General features: G+C 39.7%; 21 protein-coding genes and 3 tRNA genes. 14 read left to right on the forward strand and 10 right to left on the reverse strand.

Annotated features, from left to right (window positions below; genetic code table 11):
• Positions 1–48: 48 nt before the first annotated feature.
• Positions 49–125, forward strand: a tRNA-Val gene (locus SCALIN_RS14155).
• A 53-nt stretch (positions 126–178) separates the two neighbouring features.
• Positions 179–255 (forward strand) — tRNA-Asp (locus SCALIN_RS14160).
• A 438-nt stretch (positions 256–693) separates the two neighbouring features.
• On the opposite strand, the gene SCALIN_RS14165 is transcribed toward SCALIN_RS14160, so the two are convergent.
• The gene (locus SCALIN_RS14165; protein ID WP_096895114.1) at positions 694–1,647 is read right to left on the reverse strand and encodes a hypothetical protein; all 954 of its coding nucleotides are present in this window, start codon (positions 1,645–1,647) and stop codon (positions 694–696) included.
• Positions 1,648–1,666: 19 nt separating this feature from the next.
• On the reverse strand, positions 1,667–3,313 hold the full coding sequence (locus SCALIN_RS14170) for an ABC-F family ATP-binding cassette domain-containing protein (protein WP_096895115.1): 1,647 nt from the start codon (positions 3,311–3,313) through the stop codon (positions 1,667–1,669).
• Between the two features lie 325 nt (positions 3,314–3,638).
• On the opposite strand from SCALIN_RS14170, the gene SCALIN_RS14175 reads away from it, so the two are divergent.
• The 12 genes from SCALIN_RS14175 to SCALIN_RS14220 all read left to right on the forward strand — a co-directional run bounded on the left by SCALIN_RS14175 (position 3,639) and on the right by SCALIN_RS14220 (position 15,483).
• The gene (locus SCALIN_RS14175) at positions 3,639–4,346 is read left to right on the forward strand and encodes a flavodoxin family protein (RefSeq protein WP_203415505.1); all 708 of its coding nucleotides are present in this window, start codon (positions 3,639–3,641) and stop codon (positions 4,344–4,346) included.
• A gap of 185 nt (positions 4,347–4,531) precedes the next feature.
• Entirely contained in the window at positions 4,532–5,089 is a 558-nt protein-coding gene (locus SCALIN_RS14180) for a TlpA family protein disulfide reductase (RefSeq protein ID WP_096895116.1), read from the forward strand.
• Between the two features lie 216 nt (positions 5,090–5,305).
• Positions 5,306–5,719: a hypothetical protein gene (locus SCALIN_RS23435; protein WP_162532332.1), complete on the forward strand. Its 414-nt coding sequence runs from the start codon at positions 5,306–5,308 to the stop codon at positions 5,717–5,719.
• A 4-nt stretch (positions 5,720–5,723) separates the two neighbouring features.
• Positions 5,724–5,990 (forward strand): inorganic phosphate transporter, encoded by a 267-nt coding sequence (locus SCALIN_RS23440; RefSeq protein ID WP_162532333.1) that lies wholly within the window; start codon positions 5,724–5,726, stop codon positions 5,988–5,990.
• A gap of 199 nt (positions 5,991–6,189) precedes the next feature.
• The gene (locus SCALIN_RS14190) at positions 6,190–7,707 is read left to right on the forward strand and encodes a glycosyltransferase (protein ID WP_096895117.1); all 1,518 of its coding nucleotides are present in this window, start codon (positions 6,190–6,192) and stop codon (positions 7,705–7,707) included.
• Positions 7,701–8,744 (forward strand): DUF3179 domain-containing protein, encoded by a 1,044-nt coding sequence (locus SCALIN_RS14195; protein ID WP_096895118.1) that lies wholly within the window; start codon positions 7,701–7,703, stop codon positions 8,742–8,744. The genes SCALIN_RS14190 and SCALIN_RS14195 overlap by 7 nt, the downstream gene beginning before the upstream one ends.
• 2 nt (positions 8,745–8,746) lie before the next feature.
• Positions 8,747–10,186 carry an MptA/MptB family glycosyltransferase gene (locus SCALIN_RS14200; protein ID WP_096895119.1) on the forward strand — a complete coding sequence of 480 codons (1,440 nt, stop codon included), beginning with the start codon at positions 8,747–8,749 and terminating at the stop codon, positions 10,184–10,186.
• A gap of 160 nt (positions 10,187–10,346) precedes the next feature.
• Positions 10,347–12,902 carry a methyltransferase domain-containing protein gene (locus SCALIN_RS14205; RefSeq protein ID WP_096895120.1) on the forward strand — a complete coding sequence of 852 codons (2,556 nt, stop codon included), beginning with the start codon at positions 10,347–10,349 and terminating at the stop codon, positions 12,900–12,902.
• Between the two features lie 180 nt (positions 12,903–13,082).
• On the forward strand, positions 13,083–13,322 hold the full coding sequence (locus SCALIN_RS23125) for a hypothetical protein (RefSeq protein WP_162532315.1): 240 nt from the start codon (positions 13,083–13,085) through the stop codon (positions 13,320–13,322).
• Positions 13,241–13,483, forward strand: coding sequence for a DUF2442 domain-containing protein (locus tag SCALIN_RS24090; RefSeq protein ID WP_420885438.1), 243 nt, complete (start codon positions 13,241–13,243; stop codon positions 13,481–13,483). Before SCALIN_RS23125 ends, SCALIN_RS24090 begins: the two co-directional genes overlap by 82 nt.
• Positions 13,484–14,459: 976 nt before the next feature.
• A complete protein-coding gene (locus tag SCALIN_RS14215) occupies positions 14,460–14,867 on the forward strand; it encodes a hypothetical protein (RefSeq protein WP_096895122.1) in 408 nt (135 codons plus the stop codon).
• A 91-nt stretch (positions 14,868–14,958) separates the two neighbouring features.
• On the forward strand, positions 14,959–15,483 hold the full coding sequence (locus tag SCALIN_RS14220; RefSeq protein ID WP_096895123.1) for a hypothetical protein: 525 nt from the start codon (positions 14,959–14,961) through the stop codon (positions 15,481–15,483).
• An 11-nt stretch (positions 15,484–15,494) separates the two neighbouring features.
• On the opposite strand, the gene SCALIN_RS14225 is transcribed toward SCALIN_RS14220, so the two are convergent.
• The 8 genes from SCALIN_RS14225 to SCALIN_RS14260 all read right to left on the reverse strand — a co-directional run bounded on the left by SCALIN_RS14225 (position 15,495) and on the right by SCALIN_RS14260 (position 21,143).
• Positions 15,495–15,854: a zinc ribbon domain-containing protein gene (locus tag SCALIN_RS14225; protein WP_096895124.1), complete on the reverse strand. Its 360-nt coding sequence runs from the start codon at positions 15,852–15,854 to the stop codon at positions 15,495–15,497.
• Positions 15,855–16,132: 278 nt separating this feature from the next.
• On the reverse strand, positions 16,133–16,519 hold the full coding sequence (locus SCALIN_RS14230) for a hypothetical protein (protein ID WP_096895125.1): 387 nt from the start codon (positions 16,517–16,519) through the stop codon (positions 16,133–16,135).
• Positions 16,520–16,537: 18 nt separating this feature from the next.
• Positions 16,538–16,966 (reverse strand): ADP-dependent NAD(P)H-hydrate dehydratase, encoded by a 429-nt coding sequence (locus SCALIN_RS23445; RefSeq protein ID WP_096895126.1) that lies wholly within the window; start codon positions 16,964–16,966, stop codon positions 16,538–16,540.
• Positions 16,957–17,424: an ADP-dependent NAD(P)H-hydrate dehydratase gene (locus SCALIN_RS23450; RefSeq protein ID WP_162532334.1), complete on the reverse strand. Its 468-nt coding sequence runs from the start codon at positions 17,422–17,424 to the stop codon at positions 16,957–16,959. The genes SCALIN_RS23445 and SCALIN_RS23450 overlap by 10 nt, the downstream gene beginning before the upstream one ends.
• A 110-nt stretch (positions 17,425–17,534) precedes the next feature.
• On the reverse strand, positions 17,535–18,284 hold the full coding sequence (gene larB / locus SCALIN_RS14245; protein WP_096895128.1) for a nickel pincer cofactor biosynthesis protein LarB: 750 nt from the start codon (positions 18,282–18,284) through the stop codon (positions 17,535–17,537).
• Positions 18,285–18,430: 146 nt separating this feature from the next.
• A complete protein-coding gene (gene tsaD, locus SCALIN_RS14250; protein ID WP_096895129.1) occupies positions 18,431–19,441 on the reverse strand; it encodes a tRNA (adenosine(37)-N6)-threonylcarbamoyltransferase complex transferase subunit TsaD in 1,011 nt (336 codons plus the stop codon).
• An 88-nt stretch (positions 19,442–19,529) separates the two neighbouring features.
• Positions 19,530–20,807 carry a S41 family peptidase gene (locus SCALIN_RS14255; RefSeq protein WP_096895130.1) on the reverse strand — a complete coding sequence of 426 codons (1,278 nt, stop codon included), beginning with the start codon at positions 20,805–20,807 and terminating at the stop codon, positions 19,530–19,532.
• 260 nt (positions 20,808–21,067) lie between these two features.
• Positions 21,068–21,143: transfer RNA gene (locus tag SCALIN_RS14260), tRNA-Phe, on the reverse strand.
• Positions 21,144–21,157: the final 14 nt, after the last annotated feature.

Consider the following 21,157-nt stretch of genomic DNA (forward strand, 5'->3'; position numbering starts at 1 on the left):
GACATAACGACCCATAATGCTTAAACTTGCTCTTCTGGGTTTTACAAAGGGCGATTAGCTCAGTTGGCTAGAGCGCTTGCCTTACAAGCAAGATGTCATAGGTTCGAGTCCTATATCGCCCACCATCATACAAAAAGAGAAAAAAGATTTATGGCTTTTTCATGTAAATGAAGAAAAAGGGGCCGTAGCTCAATTGGTTAGAGTACCAGACTGTCGATCTGGATGTTGCGGGTTCGAGTCCCGTCGGCCTCGCCATTATTAAATTTTTTTTTCTCGCCATCCAATATATGTCTCTCCATCAGATCGATTATCTTCTGAACAATATACTAAAACATTGTTCAGGGTGAATCGGGTTGTGCATTTCCTCTCATATTTCTATAAATTCAATGATGGGGATGCCTTGCAAGACAAAAAAGAGACACAAATTTCACAGATTAGCACTAGAGAGCCTACACATAAATCTGGCTCGCATAAAATATACATAACATTTATAGTATACTAATAATATTTAAGTGCTATATGTAGCTTCGCCCTTCTCCAGAATGGAGTTTATGCGTCTGCTCTAAAGAAAAATGGGAAATTTAGTCACAAATTTTCACAGATTCGCATGTGATGTGCATATTAACACGTCTGTTGAATATTTAATAAGGAAGGAATAAGCGCTGGAAAATAATTACTATCAGAATATATTATTTAGCCCGGCTTCAGGGGCACATACTGAATATTGATTTTGCGGTGAAGCTTCTGTTTTGCTTCCTTCGGTACTCCTTGCAGGGTCTCACCGTCCGCTGTTATTGTCAAATCTGTCTTAGAACCAAAAAGCCACCGAAATTTCCTTAATTCCACGGATACGTACTGAGGACCATTCTTCAGAGGCAGGGTTCGATATTGTATCATGTGGGCCTTCCCGAAGATTCTGAGAAAGCCTTTAATGGCCTTTCCTCTCAGTCCTTTTACCTGGTCACAAACTACAAGGTTATCATTCCTGTATTTAAGCAGCCGATAGGTAATTATTCTATCATAGAAAATCTTCAGTGGTGGTTTTGAATCCAGGTCTTTATAGGAGACGCTCTTTTTTGCGGAGTCCCAGAATAGTGTGATATTTGCAGCTATTTCCAGATTGCCGGCATCAGATGCATATCTGATTACCTTGTCCCGGTTATAGTCGACTACCAGGTTCTGTTTAAATTCATAGGCCCTCTTGACATATTCAGGGACATCCCGGTCATGGCAATGTACGCTCTTAAACGCCAGGTACCACTCTTTGTAACCGAAAAGAAGAGGGAGCCTCTCTCCCGGCGATTCCCGGTCCTGACCCACCTCGTATTCTAACAGGTAAGCAAGGACGTCTATCTGGTATCTTACACCGTTTGGTGTAGCAGTTGGATCGTAAGCCGGACCCGAACCGTCATCCTTCTTCAGGACAATCTCCATTGCACGCTCGATGCTTTTCTGATCAACTCTTTGAAAAGGCCCTTTTGTCTGTTGAGCAACCAATACTGATTGAACAGTTAATAAATTCAGGACCAAAAATAATACCAACTTGGCCTTCATATCTTTCACCTTCTTATTCTCTTGCACCGTATCCTTTAAGAGGCTTGACGCCAGAGGATAGATGCAGGCAGTCAGTTTGAACAGATTAAACACTTTAAGCTGCTCAAACAGTTCAAATAGGTAAGGTTTCCCCCGGGTTTTTTATATTCTCATACATCTTTTCGCGCAGTTTATTAATAACAGGATTTTCCAGATATTCATCAAATGTCATCTTTTTATCTATAACGCCATAAGGAGTTATCTCAATTATTCTATTCGCTATTGTCTGTAAAAACTGGTGGTCGTGAGAAGCAAACATAATAACACCCTTAAACTCGATCAATCCGTTGTTTAACGAAGTGATTGCTTCGAGGTCCAAATGATTAGTGGGTTCGTCTAAAAGCAGTACGTTGGCGCCACTTAGCATCATCTTTGACTGCATTATGCGTACTTTTTCACCACCGGAAAGTATATTAGCTTTTTTTAATGACTCTTCACCACTGAAAAGCATTCTGCCCAGAAAGCCTCTTATAAAGTTGTCGTCCTTCTCTTTGGAGAATTGACGAAGCCAGTCAATCAAAGTAACATCGTCATTAAAGAATTCTGCATTATCTTTTGGCAGGTATGACCGTATTGCGGTTGCACCCCAGGTGTAATTACCACTATCTGCTTTAACCTCATCCATTAATATTTCAAAGAGTGCGGTCTTTGCCAGATCATGTGCACCAACAAAAGCGATCTTGTCATCATTATTGATAGTTAATGTTATATCATTAAGGACAACTTCTCCATCCACTTTCTTTGAAAGATTTTTTATTGTAAGTACATTGTTCCCTATTGGCCTTTCGGGTGTAAAACGGATAAAAGGCAACTTTCTTGATGACGGTTTAATCTCCTCAAGGACCAACTTATCAAGAGTTTTCTTCCTGGAAGTGGCCTGCTTTGATTTGGATGCATTTGCACTAAACCGAGCGACAAATGCCTCAAGATCCTTCCTTTTCGCCTCAGTTTTTTTATTCGCGTCTTTTGCCTGCTGTAAAGCCAGCTGACTGGACTCAAGCCAGAAGTCGTAATTGCCGGTATAGACAGTAACTTTCCCGTAATCTATATCTGCCATATGTGTACATACGTTATTAAGGAAATGCCTGTCATGTGAAACAACAATTATTGTATTCTTAAATTTTGTCAGAAACTCTTCAAGCCAGTTAATGGATTGAATATCCAGATGGTTTGTGGGTTCATCTAGCAGTAAAATGTCTGGATTGCCGAAAAGGGCCTGTGCCAACAGGACCTTTACCTTTTCATTACCTGAAAGCTCATCCATTTTCTTTTCATGCAGTTCGTCTGCTATTCCGAGCCCACTCAAAAGCGTAGAAACCTCACTTTCCGCCTCCCATCCATTAAGCTCAGCAAACTCATCTTCAAGGTCGGAAACTCTCATCCCGTCTTCATTGCTGAAATCACTCTTCGCGTAAATAGCATCTTTTTCAGTCATAATTTTAAAAAGCTTTTTATGCCCCATTAACACAGTTTCCCGTACTTCAAATTCGTCAAACTCATACTGGTTCTGTTTTAAAACGGCGATTCTTTTTCCCGGCGAAACACTTATGTTCCCCGAAGAAGGTTCAATCTCCCCTGACAAAACTTTAAGGAGCGTTGATTTACCCGCGCCATTGGCTCCAATGACTCCGTAGCAGTTGCCCGGACTGAATTTTGTAGTTACATCTTCAAATAGTAATCGTTTTCCAAATCGTAAACTTATATCATGTGTCTTCAGCATAATCTTCTCTTTTCGTTAAATAGGTAATTTCTTCGAATTTAAAAAAATATGGATATCAAGTGACAGAAGCTTTAGTAATATGATGATTCCGCAGTGTGCAACGTGGTCAAATTGATCTGTAACAGCTGTCTATTGTCAATCCATTATAGATGAGTGGGAGTGTTTTGCAATATAAAAGATTAGACACAAATTTCACGAATTAGCACTAATAGAAAAGGGTTTCCTTCCGGAAAAGTGTTTCGCATGGATTGGATATTGATATAAGCGGAAAAACACTTATAATCAATGTCTGATTATATTGAATATTATATGGGTTGAATATTATATGGGAGAAATGAAAGGCGTGAAAGTACTTGGTATTAGCGGTAGTCCGAGAAAAAGCCACACAACACAAGAATTAGTTAAAACTATACTGGATGCAACCGACCTGGAGACGGAGTTCATATCCCTGCATGACATGACAATTAATGGTTGTATTTGCTGCCTTGGCTGTATTAAGGATAATGTCTGTAAAGTTCGGGATGATTATATTCCATTGATGCACAAGGTATTAGAAGCCGACGCAATAGTTATCGGTGCTCCAAATTATTTCGGAAGGCTTAACGCCCTGACACACTCGTTTCTTGAACGGTTTTACTGTTTCCGGCACGACAAGGATGGGCATGGGGGGATGAAACTTTCCGGTAAAGTAGGTGCAATTGCTTCAGTAGGTGGCGGTGGAGAGTGGGAAATGCCTGGAAGAGAAATAAAAATGTATGAAATTGCAGGTGATGACATCAAGGGGTTCTTTGATTATAACGAGATTGAGTGTGTAGGTCTTGTTGCAGCACAAGGCGCTGTAGCATGCTTTTCGTGTGGTTATGGTGAAGTTTGCCGCGTAAGTGGTGTGAAGAAGTTTTTCGGTAAGGATGTAAAAATTACACCCGAGATCATTCCTTGCCTCGAAAAACAGCCGGATGTAATGAATAAGGCAAAACTACTTGGTAGGTCTTTGCGGGAAAGATTAGAAAAAAATTTTGAAGAGTATAACTAGGTACTTAATTAGTAGAGAAAAACTTGTAAATTATCAACCATTCCTTTTCCTCTCCTTAAAAGGGGGGGATTGGCTTTCCCGGCAATTTTATCAGAGTAAAGATCTTGGTTTTTATGCTCGGGAAATAGAAGGTTTTTCCCATTTATTGAGTACTCGCTAATATTATCAAATGAAAAGTTACAATTATGAAAAATTATTTCCTGTCAAAAAAAATATTTGTAGCAGGTATTATCTTGAGCGGAATTATTATTCTGACAGGAAGAACCCAAGCGGGTCCTTCTGATTCTAAAGCTCCGGAGTGGGTGATCTCCGAGTGGATAAATAGTAATGGACTTGCACTTGCCGATCTGCATGGAAAAGTAGTCGTAATTGACTTCTTCCAATTATGGTGTCCCGGATGTAACAAGTTTTCAGGACCCCTTATGGAGAAATGGGACCAACAATATAGTGACCGCAAGGATATTCAACTGGTTGGTATCCACACGGTTTTTGAAGGGCATTCTCAACAGAGGCCTGAGCGACTGCGGCAATACGTTAAAGAAAAGAACATAGCATACCCGGTAGGAGTAGACGATCATGTTTCTGATCAGAGATTACCGGAGACAATGATTCGCTATCACACTCGTGGTACTCCTGAGATAGTTATTATTGATAAGAATGGAAAAATCCGTTTTCAACATTTCGGGAGTTTTAAACCCGGCGTCGTAGAAAAGCTGATAAATACTCTTTTAAATGAAGAGTAATATAGTCTAAACCTGAAACTTCGGCTATTGAGAAGCAAGTGGTACTCCTTATTTCCGTCATAATCGCAACCGTTATGGGTTTGCCCATATCAAAAACCCACAGTATAACAGGTGCTCTGGTTGGAGCCGGTTTTATTGCAGTAGATTTTCAGGTCAACTTTTCAGTTTTAGGTAGATCATTTTTTTACCCCTCTTGTAATCGCACCGGTTATTGCGGTGGCGTTTGGCAGTCTCCTTTACAAAGTCTTCAGAAATATACGTATACGTTCCGGTATAGCCAAGGAGTGGTGCCTTTGTGTTGGTGGGAAAAAGACATTGGCTCCATCTATTCAATCAACTGCTACCATTATGGTACACTACGGCAGTTCGATTGAAGCTGCAATTGACAAAAGTGAAAATTGTGTGGAGATGTATAAAGGTAGCTTTCTGGGTATGAATTGTCAACAACTTTTGGACAGTTTTCATTTTTGCTCTGCTGGTGTTGTAGGTTTTGCACGCGGCCTGAATGATACACCAAAGATAGTAGCTCTCTTACTCTTAATCAAGGGGTTATCTGTTCATTGGGAAATGACATCTGTAGCCTTTGGTATGGCTGTGGGCGGACTTCTGAATGCAAGAAGGGTGGCTTGAAACAATGAGTAATAAGATAACTAAATTAAATCACGGCCAGGGTTTTACGGCAAACCTCGTTACGGGGTTCCTTGTTATATTTGCCAGCAAATTTGGTGTTCCTGTTTCTACGACACACGTATCGGTAGGGTCTATCTTTGGCATAGGGTTGGCATCGAAACATTTAAATACTGGCATTATGCAGGGAATACTATTATCATGGCTGGTGACCCTGCCGGTAGCTGCCGTTTTTAGTGCAGGAGCTTATTGGATTCTAATCTGTGTCACGTAATAAGGCATTTGGCAGATGGTACAGGGTTCTTTAATGTATCAGGCAGAGGAACGCTTTTATAAATTTATCAACCACCCCATTTACCCTCGTTCATAAGGAGGGGATTAGTGTCCTCAGCGTTTTCTGTCCGTGGAAGGAGAGGTCTTCCTCCAAATGACAATTTACACTTTTATTTGAGCAATAACAAAAACTGACATTTATGGAGAAAGCATTATTAGTAATAGTCCTTATTTTCTACTGCCCGGCGGCACTGTGGCTGTTCATCTATGGTATTAATAATTATTATATGATTTACCTCTTCTGTAAAAGGGTCAGGAAGGAAACATCCGGAAATCGAAAATTCCTGGAACAATTCTGGTCAAACCACAGCAAGGATAGCCTGCCAAAAGTGACTACACAATTACCAGTTTATAATGAAAGGCATGTGGTAGAACGTTTAATTCATGCCGTCGTAAATATTGATTACCCTAAAGATCTTCATGAAATACAGGTACTTGATGATTCAAATGATGAAACAAGGGAGATAGTTTCAAAACTGGTTAATAAATACAGAGAGATGGGGTTTAACATAAAACATGTTGTTAGAGAGAATAGAGATGGATTTAAGGCAGGGGCATTAACCCTGGGAATGGAAAAGGCGGAAGGTGAGTTTCTGGCAATATTTGATGCCGATTTTATTCCGGATAACGAATTTCTTTATAATACCATTCCATTCTTTTTTGAAAAACCAAAGATCGCTATTGTTCAAACACGTTGGGGGCACATTAACCGAAATTACTCTCTCTTGACAATAGCACAGAGCATTGGTATGGACGGCCACTTTATAATAGAACAGGGAGCCAGGACCTGGAACGGATTATATATGAATTTTAATGGGACTGCCGGGGTATGGAGACGGAAGGCAATTATTGACTCAGGAGGCTGGTGTTTTGATACCCTGACCGAAGACCTGGACCTCTCTTATAGAGCACAATTAGAGGGATGGAATACTAAATTCCTGCTTGATGTCGTCGTACCATCTGAACTCCCAGTTGACATAAATGCCTATAAATCTCAACAGCATAGGTGGGCAAAGGGTTCAATTCAGACTGCAAAAAAGCTTTTACCTCAAGTATTCAAGACAAACGATAGTTTGATAAAGAAAGCTGAGGCCTTTATTCATCTGAACCAGTACATGGTTCATCCAATGATGATTATTCTTGCACTGTTATCCTTTCCCCTGATACTCTTATTAAAAGTGCGGATGAGCAATATGTCCATCTCTTTAACGATGATAAGCATGGTATTCCTGATAACTATGGGGGCACTTGCTCCTACAGTCCTTTATATAGTTTCCCAAAAAAAGGGTTATAAGGATTGGATAAAAAAATGCCTGTTTATACCCGCGCTTATGGTTATTGGGTGTGGTATTGCCATTAATAATACAAAAGCGGTACTTGAAGCGCTGTTTAATATCAAGAGTGATTTTATCCGAACACCCAAGTATGGTGTGACCAAACGAGGCAGAAATATACTGGTAAAAAATTATTCTTTACCATTGCAGATTTTTTTTATCAGTGAAATACTCTTAAGTGCTTATTGCTTTATGGGGTTTATGCAGTATACGAGTAATAAGAAATTTGTATTCGGGCCTTTTCTGTTGATGTATGCAGTTGGATTTCTTTATGTCGGCGTGCTTTCTCTTTTTCAAAAGTTTAATGAGACAATAAAATGCTGATTGAATATTCTCTTTGCAGAAAGCATCTATGCTTATTTTATTTAGCGTTGTGCTTTTCGATTTTTAGTACCCGTTTATGTTGGGCCAATACTCTCATTTCACAAAAAGAGGATGAGATACAAAACGCTCTCCCTCGTGATACAATACCTGCTATAAAAAATCCTGATTTTGTTCACGCGGAAGAAGCAGGACTAGATGAAAATGAACCAGTTGTCGGTATAACGATTAATGATGAGAACCGTGCTTATTCTGTTTACCTCCTGAACCATCACGAAATAGTAAATGATAGAATTGGGGATACTGCTATCGCTGTTACCTGGTGTCCTCTCGCGAACCTTGCTGTTGTATATAACCGCGAAATTGATAGCAAAGAGTATACGTTTGGGGTCTCTGGTAATTTACTCAAAAACACACTTGTAATGTTTGACTACGAAACGGAATCTCTCTGGCCAATTGTTTACGGTGAGTCAATAAAAGGTACATTGACTGGTAAGAAACTGAAACAGATCTCGGGATGCCAAAAAATACCGTGGGGAGCCTGGAAAAAATCTCACCCGGATTCTCTCGTATTATCCCATCATGGTTCAAGGACCGTTGGTTATGATGTTTACGGAGACTATCATAAGAACGAAGAGAGAGGTATTTTCCCCGCTATAAATATTGATCAAAGGCTGGGCGTTAAGGCAAACATTATTGGAATAGAAATAAAAGGCAGACATAAGGCCTATCCATTCTATCTGTTTAACAATACTCCGATAATAACCGATGAATTTCAGGGGGTGAAACTTCTGGTTTATAGAAATAATGACACCGGCATTATTAATGTATATGACAGGCAGCTTGACGGAGTTGTAATTGATTTTGCGGAGAAGGTGAATAATACAACTGACACGGTAACAAACACTACCTGGGATATGGAGAATGGTATAGGCATAAAGGGAAACATGAAGGGCAGAACACTCCTTCCCGTAAACTTTCTGTCTGTTTACTGGTTTGTCTGGGCAGATTACTTTCCGGATACAGAAATATTTCATTAAAAATGAACAGGAAATTAACGTCTATTATAATAACAGGTTTTATCATTGAAGTCCTCTGTGCTGCAATTGCTTACAGCGGGGACATAAAAAAGAATATTCCCTTTTTTGCTATCATGTATATAGCCTCTTTTATTACATATATCTTTACCATTTTCTATATTTCTAAAAACGCTGAGGCTCATGATCAGGATAATAACAGTTCAGGAAAAGTACTCTGGGTTATTATTATTTTTGCATTGATGTTTCGATTTACGCTTTTACCGGTTGCTCCTTCAGACGACATATATCGTTACCTGTGGGAAGGAAAGATACAGTTAAACGGGATAAGCCCCTACTCCTATCCGCCTGAATCTTCCAGCCTGGAACATCTGAGAGATAGTTTTTTTTCCGATATTAATCATAAACATCTGCCTACGATTTATCCACCTCTTACGCTTATGGTGTTTGCAATAGCAGATTATGTTTCACATACTATTTTATTGATGAAATCTGTTTTCCTGGTTTTTGATATACTCTCCATTTTCCTATTATTACGGTTTTTAAAGGTGATGGGAAAAGACCCACTTGATGTGTTGATATATGCGTGGTGCCCGTTAATACTTATCAGCTTTGCAGCAAGAGGACATTGCGATTCCCTGCAGATACTCCTTGTTATACTCGCGCTGTATCTTTACGCAATTAGGAAAAACCTGGGAACCGTCTTTTCTATTGCCCTGGCAGCAATGTCCAAATTTATATTCATCATTATTGCTCCTTTTCTGATTTCGGGCAAAAGAATTAAATATGCTGGAGTATTGCTTGCCATTATTACTGTTTTGTATTTACCATATATCAGTGCAGGCAAAGGGCTGTTTTCTACCCTGTTACAATTTGGGACCCAGTATCATTTTAATGATTCTGCCCATTTTCTGATTTTCTGTTTGTGCATCGGTTCTCCTCTGGCATCTAAGATAGTAACGGCATTGATCTTTGGGGCGGTGCTTCTGCTCTTATATAAAAGGCATATCACTTCTTCATTGGAAATTGCGAATAATCCAGGGTCTGAAAAAAGAGGAAATATGGAGATTAATAATTTTGTCTTAAATTATGCTTTTATTGCTATTGGGACTTTTTTAATATTGGCCCCAACATTACATCCGTGGTATCTGACTTGGATTATCCCATTTCTCTGTTTTAATAAAAACCCGGCATGGCTTGTCCTGACTGGAACTGTTATTTGTTATTATTTCATGAACCATGAACTGTTTTCGAAAATGATATTCTATAACAATGAATGGGTATGGAAAGAAGTACACTGGTTAAAACTGCCGGAATACCTCCCTTTTTATACTCTATTAATATATGGATGGTTAGCAAAGAGGGACTACAAAATACCCAAGAAGTTGAGAATGGCCACTTCTCACCAGGACACAGAATACCGAGGGTTTTCTCCGGGCAAGTAGCGACTAAGGCTTCAATCCCCTTCTTGTGAAGGAGGGTGAAGGAGGGCGAAGGGGTGGTTGATAATTTTAAAGTTTTTCTCCGCTTATTGAATATTTAATAAATAATTTTACTGGATACTGTCGCTGTTGAATAGAAATTTTATTGGAGGTAAAAGTTAAAATGGAAATAAACGAAAAATCGCAGTTTTATGTTCCGGATTATTATCATATAGAAGAGGGGTCTCTTCATCTGTTTTTAGACCATGAGATGCCAAACTGGATTATTACTGACAGAAGAGGTGGTCAGATTATAGAGGATATCAAGAGTTGTAGAAATATGAAGGAACTGATACATAACTATGCAGTAAATTTTAATGTAGACTATACTAAAGCATGGTTGGAAGTCCACACTTTTTTAAAAGATCTGATAAGGTCAGAATTCCTGACATCAGAACCGGTAAAGAGGACTGAATACACAGGACGTGCAGATTTTATTCACGCGGAGAAACTCAATGAATTATGGCTACATACGAATAATTCATGCAACCTGACATGTTCACATTGCCTGGTAAACTCATCACCAAATGAAGATAAAGGCCTTTCAACTGAGGTGATAAAGAGAATTATTGATGAAGCAACGACATTAGGAACAACTCGTTTCTACTTTACCGGTGGAGAGCCATTCATACGAAAAGACATTTTTGAACTTACTGACTATATCTGCAACCATAAAAAGTCCGAACTTATAATACTCACGAACGGAACCCTTCTGAAAGGTGAAACTATAGAAGAATTACAAAAATTCGATAAGAAATATTTAAAGATCCAGATTAGCCTTGACGGTTCAAGACCGGAGGTCAATGATCCGTTAAGGGGAAAAGGTAGTTTTAATCAGATCGTTGAAGGGATTAAGAATAGTATTCGCGCCGGATATTACCCAACTGTTACAACGGTCATAGCAAACAGCAATATTGATGACATACCTGAAGCTACAAAACTGCTTGCGTCGTTAGGGGTGAAAACTCACCATCTCCTGTGGGCCCATAAGAGGGGAAGGATAACTGACAATGGCAACAACTCCATCCCTCCGATAGATAAGGTGATTGAAGTAACAAGGAGAGTGAAAGAGGTTGCCGGAGAGTCAGGTATTACCGTCGACAATCACGATTCATACAAATTCAGGTCAAATAGTAATAGAGGCACACGGTATGATCTGGGAAATGCCTGTTACGACAGCATGTGTGTCTATTCGAACGGCGACGTTTATCCGTCCGCTTCATTTGCCGGACATGCGGGACTGAGATGTGGAAGTATTCTTGATAATACGCTCAGTGAGATCTGGAAAAACAGCAATATGAGTAAGGCATTCAGAAACGCGACACTTCAGCATAAAGAAAAATGTAGAGAGTGTCATATTAAATTTGTATGCGGAGGCGGGGACATTGAACACTCATTCTTTTTCTCAGAAAACGGTTTCAAGCTGGAAACCGATAGATTCCCAGCAGATCTTGGTATACATGCACTGGATCCTTATTGTGATCTTCACAAAGAGATAACAAAGGATGTTATATTTGAACTTGCCGAAGTCAGGAAGAAAATGATGGAGAGGAAAACCGGATTCAATGCTCCCGTTGTTTTAAGATCAATGGGTGAAGGAGCAACAGTTTGCGGTGCTGATGAACAAACACCGAATCCTCAAGTCTTAAATCCTGAATCTGTAATTGTAAATCAGCCGTCTGTCCATACCCTTCATTCCAACTGTGTACTCTCTTTTGATGTTGATAAGCCCAGAAGTATTGTACGCGAATTTTACGGGAAAGCTGCGGAAGAACCTCAGGAAGAATTATGCTGTCCTACCAAAAATTCTGATGAAGATACCAGTCATATTCCGCAGGAAGTATTGGACAGGTTTTATGGATGCGGAAGCCCGACAATTATTGCCGGGGTTCTACCGGGAGAGACAATGGTAGATCTGGGAGCAGGCGCGGGGATTGACTGTTTTATCGCGGCTAAAAAAGTCGGTCCGAAAGGAAAGGTATACGGAATTGATATGACAGACGAGATGCTGAAGGTTGCTAATGAAAACAGACTTCTGGTGGCAAAGAACCTCGGTTTCGATATTGTAGAGTTCAGGAAGGGATTTCTTGAAGAGATCCCGGTTGATAGCGGCACTGTTGATCTGATTACCTCTAATTGCGTTGTTAATCTGTCACCTGACAAAAAAGCCGTTTTCAGTGAAATGTGGCGGGTCCTGAAAGACCACGGCAGGATTGTTATATCTGATATTGTCTCTCAGGTAGAGACTCCCCCGCATCTCAAACTGAACAAACAGCTATGGGGTGAGTGTATCAGTGGTGCACTCACTGAAGATGAATTTATGGCCTACCTTGAACAGGCAGGTTTCTATGGACTTCAAACTTTATCCAAAGTATTCTGGAAAGATATTGAAGGGTACTCATTTCACTCGGTAACATTGCGAGGATACAAATTTGAAAAGAAAGAGGATTGTGTCTACATCGGACAGAGGGCCGTTTACCACGGCCCATATAAGGCAATAACTGATGAAGAGGGTCACCTGTTCCCCCGAAATGAACCTGTCGCAGTATGTACGGATACCGCTCAAAAACTAAGCAATCCTCCCTATACGGGACAGTTTGCAATTTTTAACGGGAATGATGGGAATAAGGCAGCATACAGTTGCAGCCCATCAAAGGAAGAAGGTGTTTCCTGTTGTTGAAAATACTATGTGAATTATACATCCATTTGAAAAAAAGAGACAAATTTGTTTTTTGTTTGCTATAATATCTCTCACGAGTCCCACCGTTTTCACAGAAGGAAAATATCGGTTCCACTTCTTTTCAAAAGAGGAAGAGAGAATGCATATACACGTTGTTTCTCCTGACGGAGAGGCGAAGTTTTGGTTAGAACCAACTATTGCTTTAGCGAATTATTCTGGTTTGAAAAAGAAGGAACTCAATTTTTCATAAAACAGTTGAGGAACACAGGAATGAAATCATTAGGAAAAGGAAAAAACATTTCAAGGTCTGAAATAACTAATATTTCAGAATACGGTTTTTGGATTCTTCTGGACAAGAAAGAAGACTTTCTTCCTTTTGCAAATATCCCTGGTTCATTGATGCCAAAATATCTACCCTGATTAATGTTACGTTACTACATGGCCGTCATCTCCACTGGTCTGATCTAGACGTTGACTTGTCATTGGAAATTGTAGAAAATCTGGAGAGGTATCCTTTAGACTACACACAAACGACAATAGTCTGGAAGATTTTGAGAGAAGTAAACCTACAAAGTCATTAATGAGGAATATGCATGACAAGGAATTACATTTTGAGCGTATTAGAACGTAAAATCTCATTAGTAGAATGGGACCGGTTGTAAACTCTCTTCTTACAAACTTGCTGTTGTTACAAAGATTCCGACGCTTCGAAAAATACCATAGCCCGTAAAAGCAATAACGGATGGAGAATGTACATATACTCATTATGAACAGAGTTTAAAAAGTGCATCAGCCTTTGTTACCATATACAAGACTCGATTATCTTTTAGATCATCAGGGTATTTAAGTAATCCCGTTGCTAATATTACTTGATGATTTTTTTCCAATAAGTCTAAGTCTTTAAATTTTTCCTATGCCGTTAATCAAATTATCCATTTCAATCCCTGCTGTTTCCGGTGTATCTACCAACAATAATTCAGGAAATGTAAGGTCTTCTTTATCTTGTGCTATAACTTCTCTGGTTTCAAGAATTTTGTCATCATTATCATGTATTGATTCTAAATCAACGTTCGATCTGGTTTCCCCAAAAGACTACGAAACTTGCCTTTTCGTTCTTGTCATTCTTTTTCTAGAGATTGAAGTTTTTCATTAATTAGATTTATATCGTCATTGCAATCACTAACAGTCAACTCTATGGTTGAAAGGGATTTCATTTTTGCTTTCAGTATTTTATTATATTCTTGCGACGTGTAATAGAAGCTTAAATATTGAGGCCAAGGATAAAAAGTCCTGCCAAACTACACGTCTGGCAAGTTTATGATTTGAGATTCCCGTCCTGGCAACATGGCCGGGCAAGTACGAATTAAGATTTAGGACACAGATTCATACAGATTAAGAAAGAGAGAAATTTAGCGATTGAGATTAGTTGACAATTGAAATATAAAATCATTTGATAAAGTCATAAATTTCTGTCACTGTTTTTGTTATTATTTATGTTATAATGTTTTTATAAAAAATTAAGCTCAGTGAAATACGAATAATATATAAGGATCAAACGTGGATCTAGAGAAGGCGATCAAGATCGTAAAAGAGTATGGAAATGTTCTGAGAGAAAAGTCGATAAGGAATGTTCAGGGCCGTTGTCAGTCACTATTACCATATGACAAAGATACGATAAAAGAGGCAATTAAGGTTGAGCTGATGTATGCGGGTACCGCAGAGCCGAGAGATGAGAAAATGTTCGGAACCCTGCAGTTGAGTTTTCTGCAGCTCGCCAGTTTTCTTTCTGATGGTGATGTAGTGCCGGAGTTTGAAGTTGATGGTGCTCTTGATACAGATGATGTCTGTCACGATTATTTCAAGTACCTTAAAAGTAGCGAAAAAGTAAGTAACCATATCCTGGAACAGACAAGCATTTTAGTAGATGAGCTTGATAAATTTTGTCAGGATAACGGGTTGTCGTAGAGGATAGAATTATTATATTCCTTCTATTAAATAGTTTAGGGATTTTAAAGTATGCGGATATGAGAACCCATTTTACCAATATGAACGAATTATGGACATTGAAAAAACCTGGGAAAAAGCCCTCAAATATACTGAAATAATACGACCGAGGGTAAAGCCTCTTGACACTCACCAAACCACCCATCTGCCATACATCTTTCTGGCTGAGTCCTCAGTCAATCTAGGAGATTGTGTGGTGCGCAAGGGAGAAGTCCTGGTTGAGAAACCCACGCTCTTGCTTCCGCCGGGTTCACCTCAGCTTGATGGGTTTGATTTCAGGGACGCATATCAGCAACAGCAGGATATGATTACTAATTTTTTTCTTGTCCGAGGTATTGAATTCCCGTCCCTTAAATATAATAATAAAACATATTCACTTGATATTTTTGAAGACAGGCTCAGCAAGGCGATTGAACAATACACCCAGGATCTGCAGAAAGAAGAGAATGTTACTTCCGGTCTTGTGATTGGCCCGGAAGATTGCTGGCAATTTTCTGTCCTCATATTCATCTGCACTCAGATCGTACGTTCTGCGGACAATGACATCAAGAGCTTCAGGAATAGATGGAACAGGTAGAATTTATATTACTATCCTTCGAAAATAAGGACAAGTCCGCAGTCAGGACACTCTTTTACATCCTTACCGACGTCGTGGCCACAGGCGGGGCATCTGTTCTGGTCGGCCCACTCCTGTGATTCGCGGTGTTCCGGATGCATTGTCATATAATGTTCATCAATATAGTCTTGCGCTTCATCAACATTCTCTTCGGTTACCATTAGGATGAACCTGCAACCACATGTTCCAGCGCTACATCCAGGTGCAAGCGTAACAGCGGTACCAATATCATTTTCAGTCAACATGTCAGCCAACTCTTTTATCCAATCCTGATCACCCTCCTTGACCGCTACCCACTCAACCTGAGCTTCTTCTGAATTTGGTGTTTCCATTTTTATACCTCTTTATAAGCTGAAAAATATTTTATTTGCAAATATAACATATAAAGGATTTTCTCGATTTAAGCAATCTCAAATTTATCTCTTTATCTGTGGCGTCTGGATTGTTGTAGACAAATTCTTGACAAAACTCTTGGACCTGAGGGACTGTAGTTACCCAGATAAGATACCGATTAGTACAAACAGAGTTTTTTTGAGCTTCATAACCACTCTCCTGTTTTATACGGCAAAAAATTACTCATTTTTTTGCACAAAGACATCTTTCTCTATTGTTAAGCAGGTACTAATAGTCTCTTTATAACCTGCATAGCGAGTATCAGTATATGTCCGTCGTGGCCCTTGATCGATTCTATTAAAGCTGCATCACCACCATTGTTTTCGGATATTTTTTCCAATTCGCTCTTTATCTCCTCACCAGGTCCTTTTCTTTTAATTTTATCCAGTGTATCACATACTTCTGATATATTGGTGTCTTCCAGAGAGTCTCGCAGTTTTGATATCAGTATCTGTATGTTGTCATCCGCAACTGTACCCATTCGCTTGGCAAGGTTCCTGTCTACCAGTTTTCTCTGGATCATCTCATCTACCTCTTCAAGTTTGTCAAAGTGGATCCCCGCCTCTTTTTCCCAAGATTCAAGCTGTTCGATTGATAAAGCCATTTCTAAAATTCCATCCTTTCAATTTTTATATTTTTTAAATGCGTCAGGTAGGTACTCAATAATGTCGGAAGCGATCATTGACAGCTCTCCCTTTTTCTTTGCCGCAATATCACCTGCCAGGCCATGGATGTAGACACCAAGTTGTGAAGCGTCAAATACATCGTATCCTTGGCCGATTAATGACACAATGGTTCCCGTCAGGGCATCACCCGCACCGGCAGTTGCCATTCCGGGATTACCCGTACGGTTTACGTATACTTTTTCATAATCTGCCACTATTGTTTTATCTCCCTTTAATACCAGGATAAGTTTTTTTTCATTACTCAATATTTTTCGAATTGATTGAACAAACTGTGTTGCCGTTTCCAACCTCTCTTTTTGAATATCCCTTGCCGAACCGAGCCCTGTTAAGCGTGACATCTCTCCGGGATGTGGTGTTAATACCACGTTTTTTTTATCTTGTGTAGTACATTTACATTATCCGTAAGCGCGTTAAGTCCATCGGCATCAATTACCATATTGCGATCTATATTTTTTATTAACCAGAGTATGAGTCCTCTCGTCTCCGGTTGTTGAGAAAGACCGGGTCCCAATGCGACGACATCGTGCGCCTCACACAACTTCATGATCTCTTTTCTCCCTTCATTGGAGAGTGTAGCCGCTTTTGTTTCGGGCAGAGGATGCGTCATAACGCACGTAAGTTTCACCTCCATTACAGGATTCAGGCTCTCAGGTATACCCAATGTAACAATACCAGATCCGCTCCTTAATGCGGCTTTCGCACAGAGGCAAGCAGCACCTGTCATACCCGGTGAACCGGCAAGCACCAATACACGGCCGTAGCTCCCTTTATGAGAGTTGCTTTTCCTGGTTTTTAATGCAGGCAGGTTTTTAATTTTGATCATGTTACCTGGTTGAAAGTTAAGTAATTTGTGTGTCATTTTTTTTTAAAAGGAGTCCAGCACTAATCTATGGGGGCTCCTGTGAAAGCAGGGTTTATTATAATTGATTGAATCTATTTAGTACTATTTATCAAAGACGCGACATAAGCAGCTCCAAAACCATTATCTATATTTACAACAGTAACATTTGCTGCACAGCTGTTCAGCATTGCTAAAAGTGGAGTAACACCACCGAAGCTTGTACCGTATCCTATGCTCGTTGGTACACCAATAACAGGACGGGCGACCATTCCTCCCACCACACTGGCAAGCGCCCCTTCCATACCGGCAATAACGATAATTACATTTGCAGTCATTATATCATTCTGATTGCTGAGCAGGCGATGTATACCCGCAACTCCCGCATCATAAAGGACCTTTACGTTGTTTCCCATTATTTCCGCAGTCTCCCTCGCTTCTTCAGCGACTGGTATATCTGAGGTGCCGGCAGTTACAATCAATATTAAACCCTTCTTCTTTTTTGAGCGAGATTTCTTAATAACGATTGTCCCGGCTTTCTCATTGTATCGGGCATTCTTATATTGTTGAGAAATACATTTATATATCTCTTTGTTGGCTCGTGTTGCTAATAGATCAGACCCATGTTTAATAATCTGACCTGCAATTTTAAGTACCTGTTCAGGAGTTTTTCCCGCACAGAATATCACTTCAGGAAAACCACAACGTATGGTCCGGTGAGTGTCAACCTTGGCGAATCCCAGGTCTTTATATGGCAGTTCCTTAAAACTCTGCAGGGCGTTTTCTATTGTAATGTCACCTTTTTTTACCTTTGTTAAAAGTTTTTTAATTGTGATATTGTCCATTGTAAATGCCTCAGAAAAAGTTATAAGTGCCTAAAGTTTCAAATGCGTTAACGTTATGGATTTTTTTATTATCAGGCACGGTCATTCACTTAAGGTACTTCATACTTGATTGCAGCGTTCAACACTATATTATATAGTGATACCTACTATGGTATTGCTTCAACTTCGAGATTAGAGAAATTTTTTTCTACATATTTATGAAATGCAAGTCCCGCTACCATTGCAGCATTATCCATACATAGCTTCTTTGAAGGATAAAAGAGTGGTATGCCACGCCGCTTTGCCGAATCGGTAAGTTTCTGTCGTAATCTAGAGTTACAGGCAACTCCACCGCCAAGGATAATGCTTTTAGTAGAAAATTTAGTTGCCGCAAAAATTGTTTTGTCTACAAGTACGTCAATAACCGCTTCCTGAAAACTTGCAGCAATGTCCGCAATCTCCTGATTAGTCAGCTTCGGCATTTCGCTGGCCTTACTTAAGTCCTGACCCATACAGTGATACAGGACTGCAGTTTTTATACCACTGAAACTGAAATCAAGAGATCCTTTTTTCAGATAAGAGCGAGGGAATTGTATTGCCCTCTCATTACCTTTTGCCGAAAGAGTATCGATCTCTGGTCCAGCGGGATATCCTAAACCTAAAATCTTACCAACTTTATCAAATGCTTCTCCTGCAGCGTCATCTATAGTAACTCCAACAGACTCAAAATTTATTTCACTATGTGTCAGAAATAAAGAGGTATGCCCTCCGGATACCACAAGACTGATCGCCGGATAATCAATATCATCATATTCTATTTTACTTGCGTAAATATGCGCATGTAGATGATTGACTGTTATCAGCGGTTTTTTCAATATCCAGCTTAACGACTTGGCTGCCGTAAGTCCAATTAATAGTGCCCCTATAAGACCAGGAGTATTTGCTACAGATATTGCGTCCAGGTCACTCATCTTTATATTCGCTTCAGCAACCGCTTTGTCAATTACCGTTATAATCGTGTCTGTGTGGGCCCGGCAAGCGATTTCTGGCACTACACCACCAAATCTTGAATGCAGGTCTTGTTGAGATGCAACTATGTTTGAATAGATTTTTTTACCATTTTCTACCACAGCCGCAGACGTTTCATCACAAGAGGTTTCGATTCCGAGAATTATCATATGTATTAAAGGAGGTTTGTCATGCGTGAAAGCAGCTGGAATTAGTCGTTTAAAACAATTAAATTTAGATCCGCTTTAACTGTTATATCTAGTTGGTTTCAGAATTATCACTCTTGCTTTTCAAAATATTAATTGCCCTGGCAAGCTGTGCATCAACAAATTTTTCTTTTTCATCATTAGTTTCTATTGGCTCTTTCCCGTTTTTCGTTCGTATGTCTGCCGCGTTTACTCTAGCCAAGTGCCTGTGCAAACCTCTCACTTCCTCTTGAGTAAGATCCACCTTTATATCCGGTTCAATACCTATACCATCAATCAGGGTCCCGGATGGTGTATAGTACTTTGCTGTTGTCAGTTTCAGTGCGGAATTTTTGTTTGTTATTGGTATTAAACTTTGGACTGAGCCTTTACCAAAAGTTTTGGTCCCCAGTAAAAGGCCGCGTTTATGGTCTTTAACCGCTCCCGCAACGATTTCAGAGGCGCTGGCGCTACCATTATTAACTAATATGATCAGTGGAAATTTTTTGTACGTTTTTGATCTGTGCGCTTTATATTCGTGATGCTGTGATTTGTGCCTGCCTTTTGTAGAAACAATTAATCCTTTTTTAATAAACTTGTCAGCCATCCCAACTGCAATATTCAAGAGGCCTCCCGGATTAAACCGGAGGTCGAGGACCAGGGATTCCATTCCTTGTTTTTGCAGTTCTTTCACTGCAACGTCCAGGTCATCTATTGTGTTATCTTGAAAACTGGTAACCGCGATATAACCTATCTTGCCCTCTTCATCAACGATCCTTGTGCCACGCGTACTGTTTAGATGGATTTTTGCGCGTTCTATAGTAATGTCAACCGGTTCACTTTCACCCTCACGTACTACAGTTATTGTTACCTTCGTATGTGTTTTGCCTCGGAGCATTTCAATTGCCTCAGGAATTGAAATATTCTTTGTTGATTTTCCATCAATTTTGATTATCACATCACCAATATATACTCCCGCGTGAAAAGCTGGTGAATCAACAATAGGCGTCAAAACCGTTAAAAATCCATTCTTTATAACGACTTCGATACCCAGTCCGTCAAACTCACCTTCTGTTTCAATTTTTAACTCCTTAAGGTTTTGTGAATCAATAAATTGACTGTAGGGGTCCAGGCCGGCAAGCATTCCCTTATAAGCGTTCATAAGCAACGTTCTCAGCCCGACTTCATCAACGTATTTATTCTGAATCTCCTTTATTATGCTTATAAACTCTTCAAAATCCTGAAAAAAGACGTCCGGATCAATTTTTTCCTCTTTCTGCGCAAGCAAGTAGCATGGATTTAAAGAAAAAATAAAAAATACTATCCAGATAATTATAAAGCTACATTTCATCCTTAACACTAATAACTGCTCCTCATTTTTTGAATCTTTCCCTTTTATTAATTATCATAGCAGGGTGAATTAAGTGAAACGGATCCACTCTTTATTTTACGGTATTAATGTGTGGGTATTTCGGTGGATTCGGCCGAAGGGCCTTAATCCACCCTAAACGAATATCTTTAAAGTCTACCCGTAGGGTGTTAATTTAATTCCTCCATAAATTTCCTCCTGTGAAGGAAGAATTTATGGGGAATAAAATGGGAAATTCAATGTGGTGGGCAGAGCCGGAATCGAACCGGCGACACCGGGATTTTCAATCCCGTGCTCTACCAACTGAGCTATCTGCCCTGAATTTTAATCAG

The sequence above is a fragment of the Candidatus Scalindua japonica genome (assembly GCF_002443295.1).
Classification (GTDB): Bacteria; Planctomycetota; Brocadiia; order Brocadiales; family Scalinduaceae; genus Scalindua; species Scalindua japonica.